The organism is Acidaminobacter hydrogenoformans DSM 2784 (assembly GCF_900103005.1).
GTDB classification, from domain to species: Bacteria; Bacillota; Clostridia; order Peptostreptococcales; family Acidaminobacteraceae; genus Acidaminobacter; species Acidaminobacter hydrogenoformans.
The window spans coordinates 45928-69480 of sequence record NZ_FMWL01000018.1 but is presented as its reverse complement, the minus strand read 5'-3'; the positions used below and the strand labels follow the sequence as shown (position 1 = coordinate 69480).

The 23553-nt window shown below is 41.4% G+C and carries 22 protein-coding genes and 1 riboswitch; of the genes, 4 read left to right on the top strand and 18 right to left on the bottom strand.

Going from position 1 to position 23553, the window contains the following annotated elements; all coding sequences use genetic code 11:
* Positions 1-50 precede the first annotated feature (50 nt).
* From BLP63_RS13665 to BLP63_RS13620, 10 genes are all read right to left on the bottom strand, one after another.
* On the bottom strand, positions 51-1223 hold the full coding sequence (locus BLP63_RS13665; protein WP_092592505.1) for a glycosyltransferase family 4 protein: 1173 nt from the start codon (positions 1221-1223) through the stop codon (positions 51-53).
* Positions 1220-2512: an O-antigen ligase family protein gene (locus BLP63_RS13660; RefSeq protein ID WP_092592503.1), complete on the bottom strand. Its 1293-nt coding sequence runs from the start codon at positions 2510-2512 to the stop codon at positions 1220-1222. The genes BLP63_RS13665 and BLP63_RS13660 overlap by 4 nt, the downstream gene beginning before the upstream one ends.
* Positions 2499-3632: a glycosyltransferase family 4 protein gene (locus BLP63_RS13655; RefSeq protein ID WP_092592500.1), complete on the bottom strand. Its 1134-nt coding sequence runs from the start codon at positions 3630-3632 to the stop codon at positions 2499-2501. The genes BLP63_RS13660 and BLP63_RS13655 overlap by 14 nt, the downstream gene beginning before the upstream one ends.
* Before the next feature lie 20 nt (positions 3633-3652).
* Positions 3653-4972, bottom strand: coding sequence for a nucleotide sugar dehydrogenase (locus tag BLP63_RS13650; RefSeq protein ID WP_092592498.1), 1320 nt, complete (start codon positions 4970-4972; stop codon positions 3653-3655).
* Positions 4973-4990: 18 nt separating this feature from the next.
* Entirely contained in the window at positions 4991-6235 is a 1245-nt protein-coding gene (locus BLP63_RS13645) for a glycosyltransferase family 4 protein (protein ID WP_092592496.1), read from the bottom strand.
* Positions 6236-6277: 42 nt separating this feature from the next.
* A complete protein-coding gene (locus tag BLP63_RS13640) occupies positions 6278-7336 on the bottom strand; it encodes a lipid II:glycine glycyltransferase FemX (RefSeq protein ID WP_092592494.1) in 1059 nt (352 codons plus the stop codon).
* Positions 7337-7346: 10 nt separating this feature from the next.
* Complete coding sequence (locus BLP63_RS13635) at positions 7347-7805, bottom strand: GNAT family N-acetyltransferase (RefSeq protein ID WP_170829462.1); 459 nt, start codon at positions 7803-7805, stop codon at positions 7347-7349.
* On the bottom strand, positions 7780-8460 hold the full coding sequence (locus tag BLP63_RS13630; RefSeq protein WP_092592490.1) for a sugar transferase: 681 nt from the start codon (positions 8458-8460) through the stop codon (positions 7780-7782). Before BLP63_RS13630 ends, BLP63_RS13635 begins: the two co-directional genes overlap by 26 nt.
* A gap of 17 nt (positions 8461-8477) precedes the next feature.
* Positions 8478-9611 carry a DegT/DnrJ/EryC1/StrS family aminotransferase gene (locus BLP63_RS13625; protein WP_092592488.1) on the bottom strand — a complete coding sequence of 378 codons (1134 nt, stop codon included), beginning with the start codon at positions 9609-9611 and terminating at the stop codon, positions 8478-8480.
* A gap of 479 nt (positions 9612-10090) precedes the next feature.
* A complete protein-coding gene (locus BLP63_RS13620; protein WP_092592486.1) occupies positions 10091-10777 on the bottom strand; it encodes an SAM-dependent methyltransferase in 687 nt (228 codons plus the stop codon).
* Positions 10778-10961: 184 nt separating this feature from the next.
* On the opposite strand from BLP63_RS13620, the gene BLP63_RS13615 reads away from it, so the two are divergent.
* Complete coding sequence (locus tag BLP63_RS13615) at positions 10962-11138, top strand: hypothetical protein (protein ID WP_330387167.1); 177 nt, start codon at positions 10962-10964, stop codon at positions 11136-11138.
* Between the two features lie 441 nt (positions 11139-11579).
* Here the strand turns inward: BLP63_RS13615 and BLP63_RS13610 are convergent, their stop codons facing one another.
* From BLP63_RS13610 to BLP63_RS16915, 4 genes are all read right to left on the bottom strand, one after another.
* Complete coding sequence (locus BLP63_RS13610; protein ID WP_092592484.1) at positions 11580-12305, bottom strand: S-layer homology domain-containing protein; 726 nt, start codon at positions 12303-12305, stop codon at positions 11580-11582.
* 68 nt (positions 12306-12373) lie between these two features.
* Positions 12374-13207 carry a CpsB/CapC family capsule biosynthesis tyrosine phosphatase gene (locus BLP63_RS13605; RefSeq protein WP_092592482.1) on the bottom strand — a complete coding sequence of 278 codons (834 nt, stop codon included), beginning with the start codon at positions 13205-13207 and terminating at the stop codon, positions 12374-12376.
* A gap of 49 nt (positions 13208-13256) precedes the next feature.
* Positions 13257-15167, bottom strand: a complete 1911-nt coding sequence (locus BLP63_RS13600; RefSeq protein WP_092592480.1) for a polysaccharide biosynthesis protein — start codon at positions 15165-15167, stop codon at positions 13257-13259.
* 185 nt (positions 15168-15352) lie between these two features.
* Positions 15353-15439, bottom strand: a riboswitch (cyclic di-GMP riboswitch).
* Between the two features lie 274 nt (positions 15440-15713).
* The gene (locus tag BLP63_RS16915) at positions 15714-16982 is read right to left on the bottom strand and encodes an S-layer homology domain-containing protein (RefSeq protein WP_092592478.1); all 1269 of its coding nucleotides are present in this window, start codon (positions 16980-16982) and stop codon (positions 15714-15716) included.
* Between the two features lie 397 nt (positions 16983-17379).
* Here BLP63_RS16915 and BLP63_RS13590 point away from each other — a divergent pair, with 397 nt between their 5' ends.
* A complete protein-coding gene (locus tag BLP63_RS13590; protein WP_207646477.1) occupies positions 17380-18648 on the top strand; it encodes a YibE/F family protein in 1269 nt (422 codons plus the stop codon).
* 130 nt (positions 18649-18778) lie between these two features.
* Here BLP63_RS13590 and BLP63_RS13585 read toward each other — a convergent pair whose 3' ends face one another.
* On the bottom strand, positions 18779-19600 hold the full coding sequence (locus tag BLP63_RS13585; protein WP_092592476.1) for a hypothetical protein: 822 nt from the start codon (positions 19598-19600) through the stop codon (positions 18779-18781).
* Positions 19601-19794: 194 nt separating this feature from the next.
* Between BLP63_RS13585 and BLP63_RS13580 the strand changes: the two genes are divergently transcribed.
* Together BLP63_RS13580 and BLP63_RS13575 are read left to right on the top strand one after the other, a co-directional pair.
* Positions 19795-20160 (top strand): helix-turn-helix domain-containing protein, encoded by a 366-nt coding sequence (locus BLP63_RS13580; RefSeq protein WP_092592474.1) that lies wholly within the window; start codon positions 19795-19797, stop codon positions 20158-20160.
* The gene (locus tag BLP63_RS13575; protein ID WP_242870919.1) at positions 20138-21013 is read left to right on the top strand and encodes an ImmA/IrrE family metallo-endopeptidase; all 876 of its coding nucleotides are present in this window, start codon (positions 20138-20140) and stop codon (positions 21011-21013) included. Before BLP63_RS13580 ends, BLP63_RS13575 begins: the two co-directional genes overlap by 23 nt.
* Before the next feature lie 411 nt (positions 21014-21424).
* Here the strand turns inward: BLP63_RS13575 and BLP63_RS16740 are convergent, their stop codons facing one another.
* The 3 genes from BLP63_RS16740 to BLP63_RS13560 form a co-directional block, all read right to left on the bottom strand.
* Positions 21425-21994, bottom strand: coding sequence for a hypothetical protein (locus BLP63_RS16740; protein ID WP_139159836.1), 570 nt, complete (start codon positions 21992-21994; stop codon positions 21425-21427).
* A gap of 16 nt (positions 21995-22010) precedes the next feature.
* Positions 22011-22859: a GNAT family N-acetyltransferase gene (locus tag BLP63_RS13565; protein WP_092592470.1), complete on the bottom strand. Its 849-nt coding sequence runs from the start codon at positions 22857-22859 to the stop codon at positions 22011-22013.
* A 93-nt stretch (positions 22860-22952) separates the two neighbouring features.
* Positions 22953-23402, bottom strand: coding sequence for a hypothetical protein (locus BLP63_RS13560; protein ID WP_092592468.1), 450 nt, complete (start codon positions 23400-23402; stop codon positions 22953-22955).
* Positions 23403-23553 lie beyond the last annotated feature (151 nt).

The window sequence follows — 23553 nt, the reverse complement described above, 5'->3', positions numbered from 1 at the left end:
ATTTTATAGAAAAAAAAATACAATTCATATTTGAATTCATTTGTTTTACCTTATCTTTCATTAATCTTTCTCAGCATAAAATTAACAATGTTCTTTGCTCTATTATTAATGTCTAACGATCTTGCATGATTTAATGAAGCGTATGACATTTTGTTTCTAAGTTCCTCATCATTTTTGAGAGTAATTATAGCATCTCTAATTTGATTTACATCCATTGGATCTATTCTTATTGAATTATCATCGTGTAATATATCATCATTGAATGAATCAGCAGATGAAACAATAGGCAAACCACATGCCATCGCTTCAATTATTGCATTACAGCAACCTTCATTTAATGTAGGTAAGACAAAGATATCTGCAGCACTTAACATTTCTGGTATTATGTCGTGCGCAACTCTTCCAGTATGCAAAATTCCATCACAGATAGGCTGCTCATTTCCATCACCAATAAAAATAGATTTAACATCTGCTATAGAAGCTATTGCCTCAGATAATCTTAAAGACCCTTTCCTATGGCTGTAATGGCCTACAAAAGCAACAATAAAATCGGCTTCATTATATCCAAATTTTTTTCTCATTTCTTTTTTATCTCTTTTGTAGAAAGTAGAATTGTCAATTGAATTTGGAAAAACTTCAATCTTATCCTCCTCAACAATACTTTGATTTAAAAGTCTATTTCTATTTTCACTTGACACGGATACTACACCACATAAATTTTCAAGTTCTTTTGAAATCCTTTTTAACCCAATATATTCGTATAGCTCTGATGAACTTTCACCAAAAGCTAAAAATGATGGAATTGAGTATTTTTTACCAAGATTAGCTGCTGTCATACCTGAAGGTGAAATAAAATGACCATATAAAACATCCGGTTCCATATTCAATCTGTGCAATTCTTTTTCTACAGCTTTGCGATAATTTTTATAAGTTAGAATACCTGAATTAAATCCCAAAACATTCTTATTTGAACAGGACAGAAACCTTGGCGAATAAACCATTACTTTATTTCCTTTATTAGTTGTTCGTATCCATTCACGTTGATTATCTTCTTTTCTAGTTTGACTAAAACTTTTATTTAGACTTCTAGGATTAATTACAAAACAATTAACACCTTGATCTGCCCACGTAGAAACCAACTGGTCAACAAATGTACTTACTGGATTTAAAGGAGTTGGATATGAGCCAGTGATTATACAAATGCTATTAATTTTTTTTTTCATCTAATCCCTCCATAACGCTTGTATCTTTCGATTACACCTAATGCTGTCCCCATGAGTAACCAAGGGAACAATCCAATTCTAATTTCTCTAAAGAAAAAATATCCAACAGAAAATATTTGATAACTAAAAAGCCCCACAAATGAAGCAACGGTCAAAGATTGAACTGTTCTACTTTCTTTTACTTTTCTAAAATTCTTCATGAAATATACTAATAGAAACAAAACCAGAGAGTATTGGAGTATGAACCCAATTAATCCGTATAGAACAAAAATATTAATAGGTTCTACTTCAATATGAAATCCTATTCCACTATGACTTTGAACGGCTCTAGATATGCCCCATAAATAGTCTCCGAATGTATTTAACATGCTTAAAGAATTCTGTATTTGTAATATTCTTGCACCCCCGCTTGTTTCAAACAATACAGTCCACCTATAAATCATTTTATTTATTATCGGATTACCTTGATTATATAAATAAACAACTCCAAAATATAACAACACTATTACTGTTGCGATAGATAAAGTCGGTTTCAAACTTTTTCGACTTATATAAATATCAACTATATAAAAAATTATAATTGCAGATACTAATGATAATATTCCAGCTCTTGCCTGACTTGCAATTACATTAATTACTGATAAAATCATTAAACATATTGAAAGGTACTTGTGTTCTTTGTAGTATTTATATACAGAATATCCGAAAACAAAAAAGAATGTGGCTAATCCTCCATTAGCAGTCGCAAACTGTGCTATACCGTGAACACGAATTGAATATAACTCTCTAGATAATTGAGCTAGTTGAATATCTGCTTTCGTAAATGGATATGCTTTTACAAATAGCTCTCTCCCAGGCCAAGGTACCCATTGTAGAACTCCGATAAGCATGCCAATATTCATTACAATTAAAAAATATTTAACGAATTTTTGTTCATCAAAATATCTTCTGTAAAATAATGCTATAAAAGCAATAAAAAATAAGAATCTTGTAACGTACTGTATTGAATCAGTTGGAAAAATAAATCTATTAAAAGCAATAATTGTACCATGGAATGTAGAAATAAATACCTCAGTTATAATTAGTAGGCATATAACAATTAAATGCTTCGTAACAGGTGGAATTTTCATCTTTCCAAATATTACAAGCAAAAATATAACTCCTACTAATGGAGTTAGTAAATACAATACTGGTACACCAAAAGACCCAATATTTATAAAAGGTAGAATTGACATAAAAAGCACTATAAATAAAACTATATTATTAACTTTCCATCTAGTCCTTATCATGAGTTAACTCCTTATTATTGATTATATATCTGTAGCATGATAAATAAATCTTATTTATATAATTCCAATCAAATCTAGATACCAGATTTGTACAATTCATTGACAATTCGCTATAATTATCAATAGTACGAATTATTTTTGCAGCTAATTCTTTAGAATCGTAACAATTCACACTAAAACCCACTACACCTTCTTCAAATTGACCGTCAAAACCTTGACTTCTAGTATAAATGACTGGCAACCCTTGACTCATAGCTTCAGCATAAACTAATCCAAAACTTTCATGAATTGATGGCATTATAAAAATATCATTTTGACGATAAATTTCTATTAGTTCATTTCTCGGTTTTGGTTCTATATAGTCAACATAGTCTAATTCTTTAATCTGATCATATATTGAATAATCATCAATTCGTCCAACAACAGTCAGTCTTGCTTTAATTCCTTGCGTTCGTAGATGCTCAATTGCCTTACTGGTTGTTAGAATATTTTTATTCTTATTTACTACACCTACGTAGAGCAGTTTTAAATCGTTAATATCAGGTTTTTTTCTTATGCTTATTCTATTTTCCATCCAAAAATCATCTATACCATTTGGTATAATCCATGTCTTGTTAATAATCAATTCCTTCATTTCTTTTGGTATATATTTTTCAATTACCTCATCTCTATAGCATTTAGACAAGAAAATAATACCATTTGCATTTTTTATTATATCAATTCCCATTCTTCTAAGATGGATCATTCTCTTAAAGAAAGTATTAACATCTGTATTGCGTACTGCCACAATATATGGAATCCCATATTTTTTTTTAAGTTTCATGGCAACATATCCATTAGAAAATAAAGAGTGAGCATGAATTAATGTGTATTTTTTTATGTCATATTTCTTTATAATATCCTTTAGTATTTTAGTGTGTTTTATGTGAAAAATTAACCTATCGTATCTTGAATGATTCACACTAATAGTTGTATATTTTCCGAAGTCGTCAATATTTTCTAACGAAGATGCAGTTGGCACAAAAACACTTATATCTAGTCCGGTATTTACTTGTTGATCGTATAAGTTTCTATAAAACTTACTCCCGCAATAATATGAATTAATATGAAGTGTTTTCATGCCAGAATTCCTCTTTTCTATTATAATCTCCAATAACTATATCCTCTGTCTATAATCTCTTTTCTATCTAAAATACTCTTTACATCAATAATTATTTTTTCACTATTATCAAATTCTCCATACAAACTATCAATATCATCCCAACTCATTTGTTTGAACGTATCATGAGCTACTGCTAACACTAGACAGTCAACATCTTCAACATCATTAATATCTACCAAATCAATACCATACTCATGTTTAGCCTCATCAGCATCAGCTTCCGGATCAACCACAATCGGCTCAATACCATATTCCCTAAGACTATCAATAATATCTACAACCTTAGAGTTTCTGGTATCTGGAGTATTCTCTTTGAATGTTACCCCTAGAATCAGAACTTTGGCTTGTCTTACAACTTTATTTGCCAATATGAGTTTCTTTATGATCGAATCTGCAACAAACTTACCCATGCCATCATTTATTTTTCTGCCTGATAAAATTATCTGGCTGTGATAACCTAATTTTTCTGCTTCATATACAAAGTAATATGGATCAACTCCAATGCAATGGCCTCCGACAAGACCCGGAGTGAATCCAAGTGCATTCCATTTTGTGTTCATCGCATCAACAACTTCTTTTGTGTCAATACCCATACGATCGAACACCATGGCGAGTTCATTCATAAAGGCGATATTTATATCGCGTTGGCTATTCTCTACTACTTTAGCGGCTTCAGCAACTTTAATAGAGCTTGCTCTGTGGACTCCAACTTCAATAACTAACTCATAAACTTTAACTATTTCATCCAGGCTTTCTTCGTCCATACCCGAAACTATCTTTATGATATTCTCAAGCCTATGTACTTTATCTCCTGGATTAATTCTTTCTGGTGAGTATCCAATCTTAAAATCAATCCCACATTTTAGTCCTGACTCTTCTTCTAATATTGGTACACAAATATCTTCTGTAACACCAGGATATACAGTTGATTCATAAACAACGATTGAACCAACAGTCAAATTGCGTCCTACGATTCTACTTGCCCCTTCTACAGGAGAAAGATCCGGCGTTTTGTCTGAATTAATAGGTGTCGGAACAGCTACGATGTGGAATTTTGCTTCTCTTAATTTAGTTTCATCAGCTGAGAACTCAACAGTTGTCTTCTTGATTTCATCATTACCAACTTCATTTGTTGGGTCAATTCCAGATTTATATAAATCGATTTTCTTTTTATTGAAATCGAATCCTATTACATTGACCCTTTTAGCAAATGCTACTGCTATAGGCATACCAACATAACCAAGACCAACTACTGAGATTTTCTCTTTTTTCTCTAAGATTTTGTCATACAATTTCATAATAATATACGCTCCTTATTATACATTTTCAATGATTTCAATTAGCTTTTTCGTTAAGTTAGCAAAGTCAAATTCGTAAGCTGCCTTTCTTGCGTTCGCACCCACTTGTTCAGCTTTTTCATTATCTTTACATGCTTCGAGTATAATTTCTGCTATATCTTTAGGTTGCTGCTTAATAGCACTTACTCCGCAATTATATTTTTCTAATATGCTATATCCCGTTGTATAAGTTTGTATTATGAGTCTACCTGCTGCTAAGTACTCAAAAAATTTATTCTGGCTTTGCCCGTATTTATCAAGTGAAGTACTCGAATTGTGCAAAATATTTGCGTAAGACCTTGTCAAAATTGAAGGGACCATCTTCTTATCAACTCTACCTTTGAAAATTACGTTGCTTATGCCCTCTTCTTTACATCTATTCTCAAGCATTTCTTTTTCATCACCTGATCCATAAATTAAAAACCTAACCTTTTTATCATACTCTTGGATTATCTTCGCAGCATCTAATAAAAGTCCTAGATTATTCACCCTTCTAATAGACCCTGCATATACTAAATTCTTATAATTTTTATCTTCTAAGTCCGAATCTAAAATTTTATTATATTGGCTGTTTTTATCAAAAGAATCAATTATGACTCCATTACTTATGTGTTGTATTTTATTCAAATCAATTTGGTTATCCCATCCTTGATCAATGATATATTGCTTTCCACCTTCCCAAGTCATGATAACGGAATCGGCATTCCTATATATCCATTTCTCTCCAAGGTATAAAATTTTAGCAACAACACTATTCTTTTTCAAACTTCCATAAGCAACAATACTCTCAGGCCACAAATCTCTCACTTCACAAATACAAGGAACTCCAAGTTTCTTAGCCATCTTAATGCCGGCTACTAAAGTAAGCGGATGTACACTCGAAGCAAGAATCACATCTGGTTTTCCATGTTCGTTTGCATACTTCTTAGCCGTTGGGAATAAATTCTTGTAGAAAGAAATCATGTTAATAATTCTTTTCTTTCCATTTCCTGAATACTTAGGAGTTTTTACAATCACAAACGGGACATCTCCAGATTCTTCTTTTGTAAATATATTCCCCTCTGTATCAATATTCCCATCTGTATTATGTAGGGTGGAAGCACAGAATATCGTAGGATTATATCCGTTTACTATTAAGTTTTCTGCTAGCCAATAATGTCGACCAGCTTTATCTTCAATCATGTTTGTAGCATAATGATTCCATATCCAAATGTTTTTTTTCATTATCAATAACTCCCAATATTAGTTTAAAGCGATAGTATGTCATCACTTCCTATACTTTGGAAAAAATGTAGTCTTTGTGTCAAAGTCTTCTTCCTGAAGTCGAATTTCTATCAATTCATCATATTTCTCTTGATCAAAAATCTTCCTTCCTATTGAAAAATACGTCTCAGAATTCTTATTGAACGCCTTCTTGAACTTAAATAAACTGTCTTCCTTACTGCCTAAGCCTCCTCCTAAATGGAATGACTTATACCCGTTCTCACAGCCCCAACATGCAGCCTCATACAAAAGTAAATTTGTTGATGCTAGACTCTGGTACTCTCTGTCTGAGGCTGATAAGTGATAATGCATATTATCCTTACCAAATAGAATCATAGACATTGAAATAACCTTTTGATCATACAAGGCATAAAAAATCAAATTGTTGTATCTGAGGTCTTCAAGCACGCTTTTATAAAACTCTTTATTGAAATAGTAATAATCAGTAGCATCGTCCTTGTTCATAGTTGCGTTATATAAAGGAATAAATTCATCTATAAGTTCTGGGCTTCTACCCCAATAAATTTCCACACCCGACTTAATGGCTTTTCTGATTACATTCCTATTCTTGCTGCTCAGATCATTCCAAATCTGTTCTTTGGAAATCAAATCCATTGTGATGGTCTTGCCTAAATCTATAACTTCATAAATTTCACTATTTATCTTAGAATTTTTAAGAATCGGGTGGAAACGTAAAAACTCGCTAATTATATTCTTTGAGCGACAATAATCGGAGTATTCTTCATTAAATTTTTTTAAATTATTATCATTTGGAATACCTTCAATTATGAATCCACCATATCCATATGGAGTTGTAATATCAAATAAACTTTTAGACTCAATTTTATCTTTAAACCTTTTATCCTCTGCTATATCGCGAATCATAACAACATTAATGGCGCGAATTTCTTCATCATGATAGTAGATGAGTGTGGGTTCTCCATCTCCATGTAATTTAAAAGCCTTTGTATATCCTGACAGATAGTAAACATCATAATTGCTAAAGCTCTTTACCATTGAGTCCCATTTGTCGGATTCATCTATATTGACAATTTCTAACATTTGGTTCCTCCTAAATACTCTTTTTCAAATATCTTCTTTCAGTTACATATCCTAAATCTTCATACATCTTTACGGCTGTAATATTTCCTTCAGTAACAAATAAGTCTATTGTTTTGATATTCAATTCAGTAGCATATTTTTCTGTATGATTTAATAATTCTTTCGCTATACCCTGTCCTCTATACTTCTTACCAATAACAATCTGATTAACGTGAAGTCGGTTTTCACCAAAATAATCATGAACATAACACCAGACAAAACCTACCATAACACCTTCATTAAACGCACCAAACAAAGTAGCTTTTTCCAACTTAACATACTGCCCTAACTCTTGAATCTTCGAATCTACAGTAACACTGCATAATTCTCTAGAAATGTTAAAATTGGTTTCATATGATGATATTAAAAGATCCTTTAGTGCAGTTATATTCTCAAAAAAATCATCATGTTGTAAGGTTTTTATCTCCATCATTTTCACTCCTTTCAACATGTAAGTCTTTTAATGTTGCTTGGTCTACAACTGTAATGTCTTCTCTTTTAATTGCTTTATAAAATGTCTTTAAAATAATTTTTAAATCTAAAGAAAAAGTTATATCTTGTATATACTCAACATCAAGCCCTAATCTACTGTCCCAGTTGAGATTATTTCTACCGTTAATCTGTGCCAGTCCTGATAATCCTGGCCTTACAGTATGTCTTAACTTTTCAGTATCAGTGTAATATGGTAAGTACCTTTCCAGTAACGGCCTCGGCCCAACAATACTCATATCCCCTTTCAGGATATTGAACAGCTCCGGAAGTTCATCTATACTTGTAGATCTTAGAATCCTCCCAAACTTTGTTAATCTAACACTGTCTGGAAGCAGCTCCCCATTCTCACCCTTCTCGTCTGTCATTGTTCTGAACTTATACATGGTAAAAATCTTCTCATTCAGCCCAGGTCTTTTCTGCTTAAACAATACAGGACTACCGAGCTTAAATCCTACTAATACACCCACGATTATAAGAACCGGACTTAAAACGATAATTGCTATCAAGGACAAAATGAAATCCATTGGTCTTTTAAGAAATCTTCTGTATATTCCTTTATTCACTTTAGCTTCTTCCTTCACTTCACTCTGCATCTATCTGCACCTACTTCTTATTTAGACCACAGTCCCTTTATAATCCCACAAATTCTCTCAAGATCTTCATCTGTCATCTTCGTATCAGATGGTAAACATATACCATTCTCAAACAACTTCTCACTCACATCTCCACCAACATAGTCATACTTAGCAAAGAACGGCTGCATGTGCATCGGCTTCCAGACAGGCCTTGATTCAATATTCTCTTTCTCTAACGCTTCCATGACATCAAGAGATCTTACTGAACCCTTCAACGTCATCACACTCAACCAGTAGTTCGGCTCATTCCAGTCGTTGATAGGCATAAATTCTACACCATCTAATTGACCAAGTTCTCTCTTATAAAAATCAAAGATATATTTCTTCTTAGCCACTCTCTGGTCTAATACCTTAAGCTGCCCTCTCCCGATACCAGCAACGACATTGCTCATGCGATAATTAAACCCTAATTCGCTATGTTGGTAGTGCCTTGCTGCATCTCTTGATTGGGTAGACCAGAATCTAACTTTCTTAATCTTCTCTTCATCATCAGAAACTAACATTCCACCACCAGAAGTAGTGATAATCTTGTTCCCGTTAAACGAGAACACCCCAAATTCACCGAAGGTTCCAGTATGTTTTCCTTTATAATAAGCTCCTAATGACTCAGCTGCATCTTCAATAACTGTTACATCATACTTACTGCAAATCTCCATGATCTTGTCCATGTCAGCCGACAGACCATATAAATGCACAACTAAAACAGCCTTCACCTTATCACCATACTTCTCAAAGGCTGCCTCTAGTGCTTTAGGATCCATATTCCATGATTCGTAATCACTGTCAATAAAGACAGGCGTAGCGTTCTGATAGATGATTGGATTGGCTGTAGCAGAAAAAGTTAGAGTTGGACATAATACAACATCACCTTCACCAACACCAGCTGATTTAAGAGCTAGATGAATGGCTCCTGTACCTGACGTCATAGCTGCAGCATGTTTTGAACCAACTTTAGCAGCAAGCTCTTTCTCAAACTCATTTACATTCGGGCCAAGTGGTGCTACCCAGTTTGTATCGAATGCTTCTTGTATATATTGCATTTCATATCCTTCATCGCTCATATGAGGTGAAGCAAGCCATATCTTTTTGTTAGATGTATTCTCAGCCATATTACCGTCATCCTTCCTTATCTAAAGTTTATGTATTGTATAGAGGTGCTTGTTTTAGCACCTTCTTGATTTCAAATTTATGTGTGTTGTGCTCATCTGAGCTGTATTCCTATCTATATTAGTGAAGCATCAAAATATACATTTTTGCTTTTCTGTTGGAACTGTTGATTTAACTGGGATAGACCCTCTTTATCCTTTCACCATACTCACGTCGAAAATTTTTTACAGCATTATGTTAACCGCGCGCTGTCCGTCGTGTGAGAACGTTTGTTCACCACGACATTTTGATTTTTTGTTCCTTATTTCACATACTCAATGAAGCTAAATTGTTTGTACATTTTTAGTGAATTTTCTTTTTTGTTCCATTTTTGTTATTCATATTCTTTTATCATACTCACGTCGCTCAAAAAACCCAATTCTAAAAGTCTCCAATTTCACAATTACTCAATTACAAAATCAAACTAAATCAACAGTTCTGTTCACCCTTTGCTCATTTCCAAATTCCTGCGATTATCAATGGTTCTCAAATTCCCATAACCCAACAGATAAATAATAGACCTATTCTTCTCCGGATTCTTTTTATATTCACTGATCTCATTAATTTCCTTCGTAAATGAAGATACCTCACCTGTACTTAAGTAGCTTTCAAGGCAACCATAATATTCATTCCACCATATGGTTTCATTTAATTCCAATGTGCTGATAACCTTTAGTGCATACTTTTTAAACAGTATTCTTTTTTCTTCGTCGTTCTCCAATTGATCATGAATCAACAATACGCCACTTTGCTTCAGGTATTTCAACATAAGAGCCAAACCAGTCTCGAATCCAATAATGTTAAGCAAACCCTCTGCCATCACGAGATCAAACTGCTCGTAAATCAGATTTTGGTCAAACACAGAACCATGAATCACTTTGATTCTGTTTTCTAATCTCAATACATTCACTTTCTCGTTGAGTGTGGATACACACCCTGTGTCTGAATCTATTGCAACTACTCTGCACTTGAGGTTTCCAAGTAAAGCCAGGACGGATTCCCCGGTCCCGCAGCCCATATCAAGCACTGAGAAATCATCGATACCAGGAATTAAGGAAAGGGTTTCTAATGTATACTTGACAAGGTTTCTTCGGCAAATGTCTCTGATTTTATATACATTCGAAGTCATTAGGACCTTACTCCTTTATTTTCAAACAATTCAAAACATTTTAATTTTTCCCATTGTCATACAACCAATTTTGTCGTAAAATGTACTTATCTTAATTGAAAGGATGATCCATATCAAATCGACAGGTATTGTTCGCAGATTAGACTCATTAGGCCGTGTCGTTATACCAATGGAACTCAGAAGAATGAAATCCTACGAAACCAACGATCCCATTGAAATCTTTACAGAAGGCGAGTTTATTCTCTTACGGAAGTATGAACCTCACTGCGCTTTCTGTGATGAAATGTCAAAAATCATTACCTTCAAAGGCAAACATTTGTGCCCGGAATGCATAGAACTGATCAAAGCAGCAGGTGAATAACCTGCTTTTTTTATTTCTAAAACACAGGATTTTTGTTTAATTTTTTGTCACTATTTAGAAAAAGCGGAACCGCAAAAGCAGTTCCGCTTCTCATTTGAGCAACATCAGCTAAATCACGAAATATAATTCAGCTGTAAATCCTACCCACTTCCAAGCGGAAGCTCCGAAGGAGCTCACATCTATATTCCTTTGTGAAAGCCGTCAGGCTTTCACTTTTTAATTGGACGAAAGCCTTTAGGCTTTCGCACCTTTCTCACTTATTATATATGACTCTAAACCCCTTAACACAAGTTTCAACTTTATTTATTGAACGGAAGCCCCAAAGGGCTTCCGCACCTTCGTTAATCTCTTTATCTCTTACATCTCTTAAATCTCTTTATCTCTTAAATCTCTTCATCCCTTAATTCCACACCTTACCAAAACACGCTTTCTTCCTACTATTTATTGTTTCGAAATCAAATTCCCCACCATCTGCCCCGCCTCCGCACGCGTGGCGTTATTCATAGGCTTAAATGTCCCATCCGGATACCCGCCAATCAGCTGATTAAACCGGGCCGCCAGCACACGATCCTTCGCATAGGCACTCACCATCGGCAGATCCTTGATCTCTACAGGGACACCTTTCACGGACGTGCCCAGCAGCTTCTCATAAGCTTTCACAATCATGATCGCCATATCCTGGCGGGTGATGTTCTCATTTGGCGCAAATTTGCCGCCACCTACACCGCTGACGAGGCCATGGAGGGCTGCCACATTCACATACTCGTAATACCAGTCGCTGGCATAGACGTCATTGAAGGTGACTTTAACGTCGCCTTTCAGCTGAAGGGCTTGGACGAGGATTGTAGCAAATTCCGCCCTTGTAATAGTACCATTTGGCTCATACTCTGTCAAAGCTCTGCCGGAAACAATCCCTTTCACGGCGAGCTCTTCAATCACTGTTTTTGCCCAGTGCTGGGTCATATCCATAAAGACGACATTTTTCTGGAGAACGCCATAGGTGCTGAGGTGTGGCGCGCTGAAGACCAAACGGTCTCCAACGACACGGCTTCTGACATATTCCCAGGTCCCGGTAGCTTCATTGTAATAGTACGCGCCAACCGTATGCAGGTTGAGCTTAAAGCTCCCAAGGGGTAAAGACACCAGTGGCTGAACATTTGACAGCACTTCGACGACCGCGTCCTCAGCATCTGTCAGGTAGACGGAAAGGTCATAGTTTAACTTTTAAAGAGCATCTAAAACGACTCAAACTCCTGCGCAAAAATTGCCGCCCCAAGTCTCTGCCATAACGAATGCTTCGCTGGCTGAATTAACTTTCTATCGAATGACGTCCAGGAACTGTCGTGATTATTTTCCACAGTCCCCCCTATAAATGCACGCTGTGGATTCGACTTTGAAATTTGGTCAAAATAGCTGCGACTTACCATATTTATTAAAATCTCAAGTTCGTTATGAACCAATGGTGAGCAGTCCGTATCACTATTGGCGTCAGTTCCAATAAAGTGATACATTTGATTATTTAACAGGGTTTTTGAAGTCTTGAAAACTCTGGACCTGGGATGTTTTAGGCTGTTGAGATTGAGCTGTAGATAAGCACCACGCTCAATTAGTGCCACGGCCAACTTAGGGTTTTCTATAATAGCAGAACACTGTTCCGGATCTGTAATCACCACATCAATATTCTTCTCTGAGAGTTCTGTGATCAGAGATAGGGCTTCCCCTATCTGACCGGTTTTTGGCAGTTCGGCTAAGAGATATCGATTTGCTAACAAGGCCACTTCCCGGTTCATAATATGTTGAAGCAGTTCAGGGTTCAAATATGCTTTGTGTGCTGGGACGATTTCTAGTTCCATACCTTTTCCTCTGAGAAACTTCGACAAAGTTCTTGCCACAGCCTGTAAATCCTCGCGCTTACCGAATGGCTCACCAGCGACAAAGCGAGAGGTAGATAAAACATGGTTAAATCCCGCCGAGACAGTTTGTTTTGCCATACGATAAGCCATATCATAACTTTTAGAGCCATTATCTCCAGGAATATGTGGAAAAAGATGTGAATTGAAATCATACATCGAAAATATTTCTCCTCGTTTATTGATTAAATTATTTTCGCCTCATAATCTATGACATTGCCAGCTTTCGCGACTTCATTTCCTTAATCAGCGCCGTACACCCATTCTCGAGGAACGCCTTATTGATCTCCCTGTTATCCCTCTGATAGGACGTCACCAGCGAAGCCAGCATCTCGAGGAGCGCTTCCTGATCCCCGCCTTCTGCCAGTTCCTTTAACAGCACGAGGCGCTTCAGTAAAATGGCATACTCCACTCTGCCAGGCTTGCCCACAAAGATCTTTTCATGCTTGGTTTTACTCTCAACGGATTCCTCTGAAGTCAGCAACTCCTCGAAGAGCTTTTCCCCAGGTCTTAGACCTGTAAACTCAATCTCGATATCTTTATAAGGCTCAAGGCCGGAAAGTCGAATTAAGTCTTCTGCCAGGTTCAGGATTCTCACCGGCTCGCCCATATCCAGGACGAAGACATCCCCGCCCTTTGCGAGGCCGCCAGCCTGCAGCACCAGTCTTGAGGCCTCTGGAATGGTCATGAAGTAGCGAACCATATCCTTATGAGTAACCGTCACCGGTCCCCCCGCCTGGATCTGCTTTTTAAACAGAGGAATGACGCTGCCGTTTGAGCCCAGAACATTCCCAAAGCGTACTGCCGTGAAGATCGTTTTGTTGGACTCCACGGACTGAACGATCATTTCCGCGATCCGCTTGCTGACCCCCATGACGCTGGTTGGGTTGACAGCTTTGTCCGTAGAGATTAGAACGAAGCGTTCCACGTCGTTTTTAAGTGCGGCGTCCACCAGATTCATGGTACCAAAGACGTTGTTCTTAATGGCCTCCTGGGGGCTGCGCTCCATGAGAGGCACATGCTTGTGGGCCGCTGCGTGGAAGACCACCTGAGGCTTCAAGGTTTGAAACGCCCTCTGTAGCTCCTTTCGGTCTCTGACAGAGGTTATTACGGTATCCAGATCAACCCCCGCCAGGCCTCTGGCTTTCAGTTCATTGGACAAGTCATAGACAGCATTTTCATTGATGTCTAAAATGATCAGCTTTTTAGGGGCAAATCTGAGGATCTGTCTGCAGAGCTCAGAGCCTATGGAACCCCCGCCCCCAGTAACGAGTACAGTCTTACCTTCGAGGTAATCCTTGATCCCCGCCATATCCAAATTGACCTCATCCCTGCCAAGTAAGTCCTCAATCTCAACATCCCTGATCTTCTTCAAGTCGACGTTGTCTACCATCATTTCTTCTAAGGATGGCACCGTCTTGACCTTAACACCGGTACGCTTGCATTCAGAGAGGATTTCTCTTCGGTCCTGCATGGGCACCGTTGGGATGGCCAGGATGATCTCGTCAATTTTCTGTCGCTTGACCACGCTTAAAATGTCATAGCGGTTGCCCAAAACTTTAATGCCGCTGACCAACGTCCCTTCTTTTAAAGGGTCGTCATCTATGAAAGCTTTGGGATAGCCAAGGCGCTGAGGCTCCGACAACAAATGTCTTGCCGTCATGCCGCCGGTATGGCCTGCGCCAATGATTAAAACACTTTTATAGCTCTGAGTGATGTTTGAGGCCCGGCTCATGAGTCTTCTCAAGACCCGGTAGCTCATTCTGAAGCCGCCTATGAGCACTACATCAAAGAATGAGATGAGCAGCAGACTCTTATAGCTGAATTCGCCGTCCATGTATAGATCTAAGGCGACCACCGTAAAGTGGCTGAGCGCTCCGAACACCGCGATACGAATCAACTCGTCGACACTGGCGTGCTCCCAGAGGCTGTCATAGAGCATCAGCAGTTTTAAAAATACGAGTTTGATCCCAATCATCAGGAGAATGAAGTGCGGAGCATTTTCAAAAAGATGAAATAACCTTTCAAAGTCAGCCTTTAGTACAATGGCTGCGAGCATAGACGCAAAGAGAAACCCTATATCAAGCAGCATTATGGATAATTTTCGCGTCGTTCTCATGGTCGTACCTCCTGGAGCTATTGTCCATATTTTATATTTTATGTATGTGTAGTGCGTATTGAATCCATTATATAATATTTAGAGTGTCGAAATTCCTATAAGAATGTCGAATTGGTTAAAATTCAAATATAATACATTTATGAAAATTTCCACTAAAAAACGGCCACATTCTGCCGCCGTCTACAACTTGCAACTGGCTGACTTTTCCACTTTCGGAGGAAGTCCCTTTAGCTTTGTGTCCTGAAGTTTCCAACAGTTTACCTAACGGGATTAAATTGTGTTATGTATACAACATTTGTTCGCCTCTAATACTATAGCATAGTTATACGAGCTTAGGAAAGGTCGAATAATGTCGATTCATTTTTTTTGGAGGAAATTAGCATAATCCTAACAATTGAAAGGTTTTAATTAGATCGTCAGCGTTTTTCTACGAGATTCAATTTTTATTATCTATTAAAACAAGCCAAAGCTATAGGTCTGCTTTGGCTTGGTGGCTTATAACTAAAGTCTATGGATTAATCCGTTCTGATGGATCTATAATGCTGTTTAATCATTCGGCAATGTATCATACGGCACAATATCAAACGAAATGGACCTAAGCACATTCGTCTTCCCTGTGACGTCCACAGGATCATAATAATATAGCTCCGCGGACGAAATTTGTTCTTCCCAGACCCTGAACTCAAACGGATCCTCCCCTGGCTCAAAGACCGGCTTGATCCAGGCTAAAAAGCGCTCACTGTCCGGGCTGATCTCTGTAAGGGTGATCATGGTCTCGTAGTAATCGAAAGAGCAAAGCAGCAGCTCTACGGTTTCGACCACCTCCGGATCTGTGTTCAGATCCGGGTCAATGAGGTAAAGCTCCAGAGCATCTCCTGCCACTATGTAGATGCGCTCCGGCAGGATGAGCTCTATTTCAGCGGTGTGGGTGGGGACTGGGCCGGGCTGAACGGGCTCAGGAGATTCAGGTTCTGGAGTCGGCTCTGGTTCTGGAACGGGTTCCGGTTCCGGCTCAGGATTTGACGGCGGTGGTATGACGTCTATAGCGTCATCCGTTGTGTAGTCCAGTTCCCCGTCTGGAGTGTGTACTGGTTCGGGCTGGGGCACTGGTTCAGGCTGGGGCTCTGGCTCTGGTTCAGGCTGGGGCTCTGGCTCAGGCTGAGGTGCTGGCTCTGGCTCTGGCTGAGGTTCCGGTTGAGGCTTTGGTTCCGGACTTGGGCTGGGTACCTTTGCCGTGACCCCGTCCTTCATCCAGTGCTGCTGAGATTTTGCCACCAGGCAGATGGCCTCGGCGTGGGTTAGCCACTGGTGGCTTTTGAAGGAACCATCGGGGAAGCCCTTGAAGATGCCCTTTTGAGTCATTCCCAGAACGGACTTGAGCGCCCAGTCCGGGATCTCCGGCTGGTCGGTGTAGAGCTGCTGTTCGAGGATGTTCTCCGCTTTCAGGAGGTGGTGGAGATAAAACGCACCCTCCATGCGAGTGATGTAAAGTGTTGCGGTTTGCTCCCGCTCCGCCTCGGAGCCAGCGGGGATCCTGTAGGCTTCCAGGCCGTCAAAGCTCTCCTGGATGAGGATTTCAAAAGTGCTCCGGGTCATAGGGGTGTCCAGGAGACCGAGGTCCTGGAGCTCATCAATCAAGGGGTGCCAGGCTTCTGACACCTCTTTTGACTGCTTGATCCAGTGGGTGGTGTTCTCTGGCAGAGCTTGGGCCGAGGCAGCAAGACTTGTGGGGAGTAAAACGCTTCCTAAAATCATGATCATACTGAGGACGAGAGAGAGGATCGAGCATTTTTGTTTTGGACGGTTAGTGTGCATTTTTTGCCACTCCTTCTGTAATGATAGCTGCAAGTGGTTGTGTTTCACTACTTTGTGTCCGTCTCTACTGTCTTTTGAAGCGTTGATACTTGGTGTGCGGTTGCTGGTTGCTGCTTACTGCTTTACCCTTCCCGGATCACCTCCCTGGATCCAAAGTCGCAGACGTTGACATAAGACTGGAAGAAAATGTAACCTCCCGATTTTGATTGTAACGGTTTTCGTAAGCCATGTAAAGAAAATTATAGGGATATCCTTATATTTCTTCCTTTATTTACATAATATTTGTATTGATTTTTGTACAGGATTATCTGTCAGTTTGTAGTGATGACAATTTGTTGACTTTCTTGTGTCGTATCAGGCTCCGGTGTTACAATAGAGGCAATGTGAGGTGGATTTTATGCGTATTAACGCAGTTGAGAAAAGAAGCATGAGATTAATGGACGCAGTGGTGATTTTACTGCTGAGTTTGACGCTTTTGATCCCCATAGGGCTTGGGCCAGTATGGGGTGAGACGGTAGCGCCTGAAAGCGCTTCTGAGGCGGAGGCCTTTATGGAAGAAGGTGCTGAGACCTGGCCTGAGGGGGATGCCGGCTCTGAAGCAGGTTATGATGAGACTGGTGGCGTTGAGTCTGGCGGTGAGGAAGAAGTCACCTTTGTCACCCATACAGAAAAGGCTCGGGTGTTGTCCGTGGTAGAGCGGATCCCCGCACCGGAAGAGCAGATCAATCTGGAGCAGACGGTACAGCTTGAGATTCTGACAGGTAAGTTTAAAGGCCAGATCACCGAAACCATTAACGTCCTCAGCGGCAATTACATTTATGAGCTGCCGGTGGAGGAAGGCGACAAGGTTATGATTCATATTGAGGAGTACCTGGATAATGGCGATTTTGTGATCTATGTCTCCGACTATGTGAGGGACACGTATATTTACTGGCTGGGGGCCTTCTTTTTACTGCTGTTGGTGGCGATAGGCCGGATGCAGGGCGTCAAGACCATTGTGACCCTTGGGATTACTTTAGCGCTGATATACAAGGTACTCCTTCCTGCCCTGCTGGCAGGCTACAGTCCTATCATGATTACAGTAGGGATCGCAGTTATTATTAACATTGTCACCTATCTGGTGATCAGCGGCGTCCGGCGCAAGAGCTTTGCCGCCATGATTGGTGCGACCCTGGGGGTTATCATTGCTGGTGTCCTGGCGTATGGGGTGGGCTCCATGGTCCGGCTGACGGGACTATCCGGTGAGGAAGCCGGGATGCTGATGTATATTCCTCAGGGAACCCAGTTCAACTTTAAAGAGCTGATGTTTTCAGGGATCTTGCTTGGGGCTTTGGGCGCTGTCATGGACGTGGCTATGTCTGTGTCCTCGGCCATTGATGAGGTGCACCGGGCGAATCCTTTACTGAAAAGCAAGGCGCTGTTTGGCGCGGGGATGACCGTAGGCAAGGACATTATGGGCACTATGAGTAATACCTTGATTTTAGCCTATACCGGCAGCTCCATTCCCCTGCTGCTGATCTTTATGGCCTATGATACGCCACTGGCGGGAATTATCAATTTGGACTTGATTGCCACGGAGATTGTCCGGTCCCTGGCGGGAACGATAGGGCTGGTGCTGACCATACCGATCACGGCGGTGATTGCGGTGGGGCTTAAGGGAAAGTAATCAGGAAAACAAAGCGTCACCCCCACATTCAGCTGAAGTTCGCTGATTGTGGGGGTGGTTTTTGGTTTTTTTGGAATTGATCTCTGGGGCTCTTGACTTAAAAATTCCAGCTGAACCGCCATGGAAATTGTCACTTTTCTAAATTCAACAGAATCTCCTGATACCGCCGGGTCGCCACCTCCGAAGGCTGGCCGGCTTTACAGAAGTCCAGCTTTGCCAGCTTGGCATTTGGGCGCTCTACTATGAGTCTCCCCTGCCCGTCCAGTTTTTTGCAGAGGGCGTCGAGCATTTCCAAGAAGCGCGGATCTGATTTGGCGACGTCATAAAAGGACAGCACATAGGTAGTGTAAAAGAGGTTGTAGCGGAGGAAGGGATACTCCACTTTCATGTACTGTGTGCCTATGCCGAAATGGCATGGGCCTGTGGGGCTCCGGACTGTCCAGTGGTCGAGGAGGGTTTCGACGGCGCTGTCCAGGCTCGTTTCTTTATTGTTGTAACCAGCGCAGCGGAAGGCATCCAGTGCCCATAGGGTGACGCCGGGGTTGGAGTGTTCAGTTTCCGGGCCTTTTCCCCATATGAATTTGTTGCAGCGCCAGCCGCCGTCCTCATACCGGTTTTCCAGGAGATACTTAAGCATCAGGACAACTCGTGGGTGCTGAGCGAAGCCATTTCTGCACAGCGCCGCTGCAGCTGCAGCTGTATGGCAGGGGTAAATGGCACCCTTTGGCGCGATCCGGGCTCTGCCGTCATCACGGATGGCTTGGATCACAAGGCTTGCGGCACCGATGACCGCTTCATGGGTACTTGGCACCTCCAGCTCACTCATAATAGTCAGCGCGGCCATGGTACCAAATGGTCCACCGACACCAATTTTCCCTTCTGGAGTGGCCCAGAAGTCTGAGCCGTTGTCGTGGCGGGTGGAGAGGAGGAATTCGAGGTCTTTGGAGGACATGGTGGGTGGGCTCCTTTCTATGGGGAGTTTCTTTATATGTACCCCCCCAAAATTCAATTAGTTATTATGATCATCACATATAACGTTATCATTTATTTCAAAATAGGAGTATAATAGTTTTAAAGATAGGAATAAGATCGATTATGTTATTAATAGTTTCAGACAGCAAAACAAAAACGAAAGAGGCTGATCATATGAAAATACTTTCGACTAAGATTCTTGCTGACTATGTTAAAAAACTTCGTACTGAGCAAGGTTTTACCAAAGAAGAGCTTGGAAAGTTGACTGGGATTAACAGAATAATGATTGGGAGAATTGAACGAGAAGACTTTATGCCGTCTATTAATCAAATAGAAGTCTTGTCAGATATTCTCGGTTTTGAAATTACCGATCTATTTATTGAGAGCAAAAAAGATAATGCTTTTGCAGCGCTCCGCAGCGAGACCTATAGTGAAAATGAAAAAGAAGGTGTAGAACAACTTTTTAAAATGATGTTGTCACTCAGACAGCAAAAATTACTGAGGAGATTATGTGATTATGAAAAAAGTGGAATTAAGTGATCTTCAACTTGACCATATTATTAAACTATCCAGAGATTTGAGAAGATCTGTTGGTTATGTTGGTGACGTCGTCATTGGTTATAATGTCTTTTCAATTCTTGATACTTTAGGCATTGCGCTATTAGAGTATCCCATTGATTCGAAAAACAGCAAGCCAGCTTTTTCCGCTGCTATGATTTACTCTGAGGAAAATAATGAAAGGTTTGCCTTTATTGGTCTAAATACTGCAGATTATTTAGATAATCAGATTTTCTCAATCGCCCACGAGCTTTACCATTTTTGTACGAAGACCGGTTCCCATCTTAGCAGAATTGAAAGCGATAATAATCAAATTGAAGATATGGCAAACCGGTTTGCTGCTGAGTTTCTTTTGCCTGAAACCTGTTTAAAAAGTTTGATTTTGGAAGAGTTCAAACAAACGTCATTGGAAGATATAAGTCGAAATACTTTATTGAGATTGATCGCTCGTCTGCAGTGTCATTGGTATTTGCCTTACAGGTCCGTCGTCAGGCGACTGTATGAAATAAGTGCGATAACACACGAACAGTTAGTTGAATTCTATGACATCAACGAAAGGGATCTTAATGGTGAATATGGGCGGCTTGGACAAGCTATTGACCAGGATACTTTTATTAAGTTAAATGATCCAACTTATAAAATTGGGACATCGGCAAAGGAAATAGAAATAATCATTCGGAATTTTGAGGATCACTTGATAGATGAGGATAAGTTTGCAGCTGCACTGAGCCTCTTCAACAGAACCCCTGAGGAATTTGGTTTTCATATCAATGTTTCAAACGAGGACATTGACGAATTTGAAGCATTTTTCTCAGGGGAGGGAAATAATGTATGAGCTCATCTTCTGTCTTTATGCTAAAAAATTATCGACTAACAAGGACCTTAAAATGTTTTATAAATACCAATATTTCTTAACCAATTATGAGAAGATGCAAAATCCAGATTGGAGTTCATTTATTTATAAAATGACAAGGCTATATGATTTGATTGATTAACAACGTTGTTATCTACTTACGAGTTGTCAACTCATGAGTTGTCAACTTATGAGTAGTTAATGTTTTAGATAGGCTAAGTCAAAAGATATAAAAGCGCTCCTTCAGCCAAAGGGGCGCTTTTTGTTATCCTGTAATACATCTTTGGTCTTCTACTTTAACTATCCCACATATTCCAATACCGCTGCCAGGACTATGGCGCCTGGGGTTCCATTGGCTGGATCTCTCCACGAGACATCCTCATAGGCGAGATGTCACGTTTCACAGTAGTTGCCATCGGCGTCAAAGGCAAAGCTGTCGGAGACTTTGTAGCGGTTGTTGGCGAAATCGATGTGCCACTGCTGCTCGTCGCGGACGGCGGTGCCGGGGTTGTTTTTGTAGTCTATCCGGACCCAGACGTCGAGGATCTGGTCGCCCTCTTCGTTGGTCCAGGTTTCAATGGAAGCGGGTTCGAAGCTGTAGTCCCGCCAGGCGTCGGCGCCGGCTGGGACGAAGACCTTTTCGGTGGCTTGTGGAAGCGTGTTGGTTGGGGTCTCGGCGGCTGGCTCGGCTATGGATGCGGCGGGCTGCTCAGCCGGGACGGGTTCTGGGGGATTGGCAGGTGGGACCTCCTGTGTACAGGCGCTCAGGGTGAGGGCTGCGGTGAGGAGGAGGGCTAAGGTGACCATCGGCAAAAACATTTTTGAATTTTGGGAGCTTGGCATCTTGGGTTCACCACTTTTCTTTGTGAAGGCCAGTTGAGAGGTGGTTGATGGATAGTCTTGTTGATACCCGTTCTCAATTGGTTGTGATTTTACTATACCCCCAATTTGTAATAATTGCAAGGGCCCCCTTGAGTGGTCAGCGGCGGATGAGCATGAGCCACTGGTCGATGGTTTCGAAGCCGAGGCGGTGGTAGATGGCGCCGGCGGCGGGGTTGTCGTAGAAGAGGCAGAGGATTTTGCCTTCGGCGAGGAGGTCGCGGCAGAGGGCGGAGAGGTTGGCGGTCATGAGGCCGCGGCCGCGGTGGTCCGGGTGGGTGGCGACGCCTACGATCATGGCGGAGAGGGAGTTTTCGGCGGTGGTTTGGGCGACGGTGAGGAGGTTTTGGGTTTCGTCTTCGATGAAGTAAATGCGGGCGGCGCCGGTCTTGAGGTTCTCCCTGAGGCGGGCTTCGGTGATGGTGAGGGTGGCGCTGAATTCGTCGATGCCCCGGAGGAGGTGGAGGATGCGGGGGGCGTCGTCCGGGGTGGCGCGTTTGGGGGCTGGGGTGTGGCCTTCTGGGGTGAAGGTCTCTGGGGCGAGGCGGCTGGTGGAATCGAGCTTGCAGAAGTAGGTGGACTTTTCAATGTAGGTGGGTTCCGGTTGGCCGAGCTCCCGGGCGGCGCGGGCTATAGCGGCCTGGGTGGTATTGACCAGGGACTGGCGGCCGGAGAGGATGCGAAAGTCTGAGTCGGAGAGGATGATGGCGGCGAAGACGGCGGGATTGTAGCGGGGGTCTTTGAAGTAGGGGATGTAGTTGGTTTCGTAGCGGAGCAGGACGGCCTGGAGGCGGTCGGTGTCCGGCTCGAAGTCGCCCCAGAGGGCTTGAAAGGGGGTCTCGAAGCCGTACTGCTCTATGTCGCCTATGGCGAAGAGGTTGATTTCGGGTTCCTGGAGGAGGAAGTCGAGGGTGGTCTGGCGGTCGGCTTCGGTGAGTTTGCGGATCATGGGCGGGGCCTCGCTTTCGTGGTGGGGGTGTGTGCAGGGTGGTCGTGGTTGGGTGATAGACAGCGGTGGTTTAGATATTTATATGGAAGTTTACTATTCGAGCTCTGAAGATGATGGGCTTTGCTGCCCGCACTGCCCTTTTTCCCTTTTGAGGGGGATTTTAAACGCTTCGGGGATGCTCTTTGATCTTAATTTTTCTATGAGGTGGTCCTCGAAGGCGTAGGCGGCGGTGGCGCGGAGGATTTCTATGTCCTCGGGGGTGAGCTGGGTGATTTGTATGCCGCGGCAGTAGAGGGTGATGGCGTGACCATCGGCAGCAGTCTCTGTGGTGAGGTGGTTTTGGTGGCCAAAGTGGTAGCGGTCGAGGTTCGCGGTGAGTCTGGAGGCGTAGGTGAGGCTGTCTGCGGTGAACCTGAACATGGCGCTGGCCCAGCTGTTGCCGCCCTGGACGCGTTTGTAGCGTGGGGTGGATGGGGATGGGGTGTTGTTGGTGCTGGTGCTGGTATTGATGTTGTTGGTATTGGCGTTATTTTCATTGTTCATGGGGAGGCCTCCTTGGGGGTTGGTTTGTTGGTTAATTGGTTTGAGTGTTTTTGGTTGGGGCTTGGGGCTTAGGGCCTGAGGCTTAAGGGCCAAAGGCTTTTTCAAAAAACGAAAAAAACTTCTTTAAGCAAAAGAAGTCATGTCATCTGTA

Excerpts from the sequence above, each read along its gene's own strand:
- BLP63_RS13615 (WP_330387167.1), top strand. The coding sequence starts at position 10,962 with ATGAAATCCTACGAAACCAACGATCCCATTGAAATCTTTACAGAAGGC.
- BLP63_RS13560 (WP_092592468.1), bottom strand. The coding sequence starts at position 23,402 with ATGAACAATGAAAATAACGCCAATACCAACAACATCAATACCAGCACC.
- BLP63_RS13580 (WP_092592474.1), top strand. The coding sequence starts at position 19,795 with ATGAAAATACTTTCGACTAAGATTCTTGCTGACTATGTTAAAAAACTT.
- BLP63_RS13585 (WP_092592476.1), bottom strand. The coding sequence starts at position 19,600 with ATGTCCTCCAAAGACCTCGAATTCCTCCTCTCCACCCGCCACGACAAC.
- BLP63_RS13600 (WP_092592480.1), bottom strand. The coding sequence starts at position 15,167 with ATGAGAACGACGCGAAAATTATCCATAATGCTGCTTGATATAGGGTTT.
- BLP63_RS13565 (WP_092592470.1), bottom strand. The coding sequence starts at position 22,859 with ATGATCCGCAAACTCACCGAAGCCGACCGCCAGACCACCCTCGACTTC.
- BLP63_RS13625 (WP_092592488.1), bottom strand. The coding sequence starts at position 9,611 with ATGGCTGAGAATACATCTAACAAAAAGATATGGCTTGCTTCACCTCAT.
- BLP63_RS13650 (WP_092592498.1), bottom strand. The coding sequence starts at position 4,972 with ATGAAATTGTATGACAAAATCTTAGAGAAAAAAGAGAAAATCTCAGTA.
- BLP63_RS13630 (WP_092592490.1), bottom strand. The coding sequence starts at position 8,460 with ATGCAGAGTGAAGTGAAGGAAGAAGCTAAAGTGAATAAAGGAATATAC.
- BLP63_RS13635 (WP_170829462.1), bottom strand. The coding sequence starts at position 7,805 with ATGGAGATAAAAACCTTACAACATGATGATTTTTTTGAGAATATAACT.
- BLP63_RS13575 (WP_242870919.1), top strand. The coding sequence starts at position 20,138 with ATGAAAAAAGTGGAATTAAGTGATCTTCAACTTGACCATATTATTAAA.
- BLP63_RS13660 (WP_092592503.1), bottom strand. The coding sequence starts at position 2,512 with ATGATAAGGACTAGATGGAAAGTTAATAATATAGTTTTATTTATAGTG.
- BLP63_RS13665 (WP_092592505.1), bottom strand. The coding sequence starts at position 1,223 with ATGAAAAAAAAAATTAATAGCATTTGTATAATCACTGGCTCATATCCA.
- BLP63_RS13640 (WP_092592494.1), bottom strand. The coding sequence starts at position 7,336 with ATGTTAGAAATTGTCAATATAGATGAATCCGACAAATGGGACTCAATG.
- BLP63_RS13655 (WP_092592500.1), bottom strand. The coding sequence starts at position 3,632 with ATGAAAACACTTCATATTAATTCATATTATTGCGGGAGTAAGTTTTAT.
- BLP63_RS13605 (WP_092592482.1), bottom strand. The coding sequence starts at position 13,207 with ATGTATGATTTCAATTCACATCTTTTTCCACATATTCCTGGAGATAAT.
- BLP63_RS13645 (WP_092592496.1), bottom strand. The coding sequence starts at position 6,235 with ATGAAAAAAAACATTTGGATATGGAATCATTATGCTACAAACATGATT.
- BLP63_RS13590 (WP_207646477.1), top strand. The coding sequence starts at position 17,380 with ATGCGTATTAACGCAGTTGAGAAAAGAAGCATGAGATTAATGGACGCA.
- BLP63_RS16915 (WP_092592478.1), bottom strand. The coding sequence starts at position 16,982 with ATGCACACTAACCGTCCAAAACAAAAATGCTCGATCCTCTCTCTCGTC.
- BLP63_RS13620 (WP_092592486.1), bottom strand. The coding sequence starts at position 10,777 with ATGACTTCGAATGTATATAAAATCAGAGACATTTGCCGAAGAAACCTT.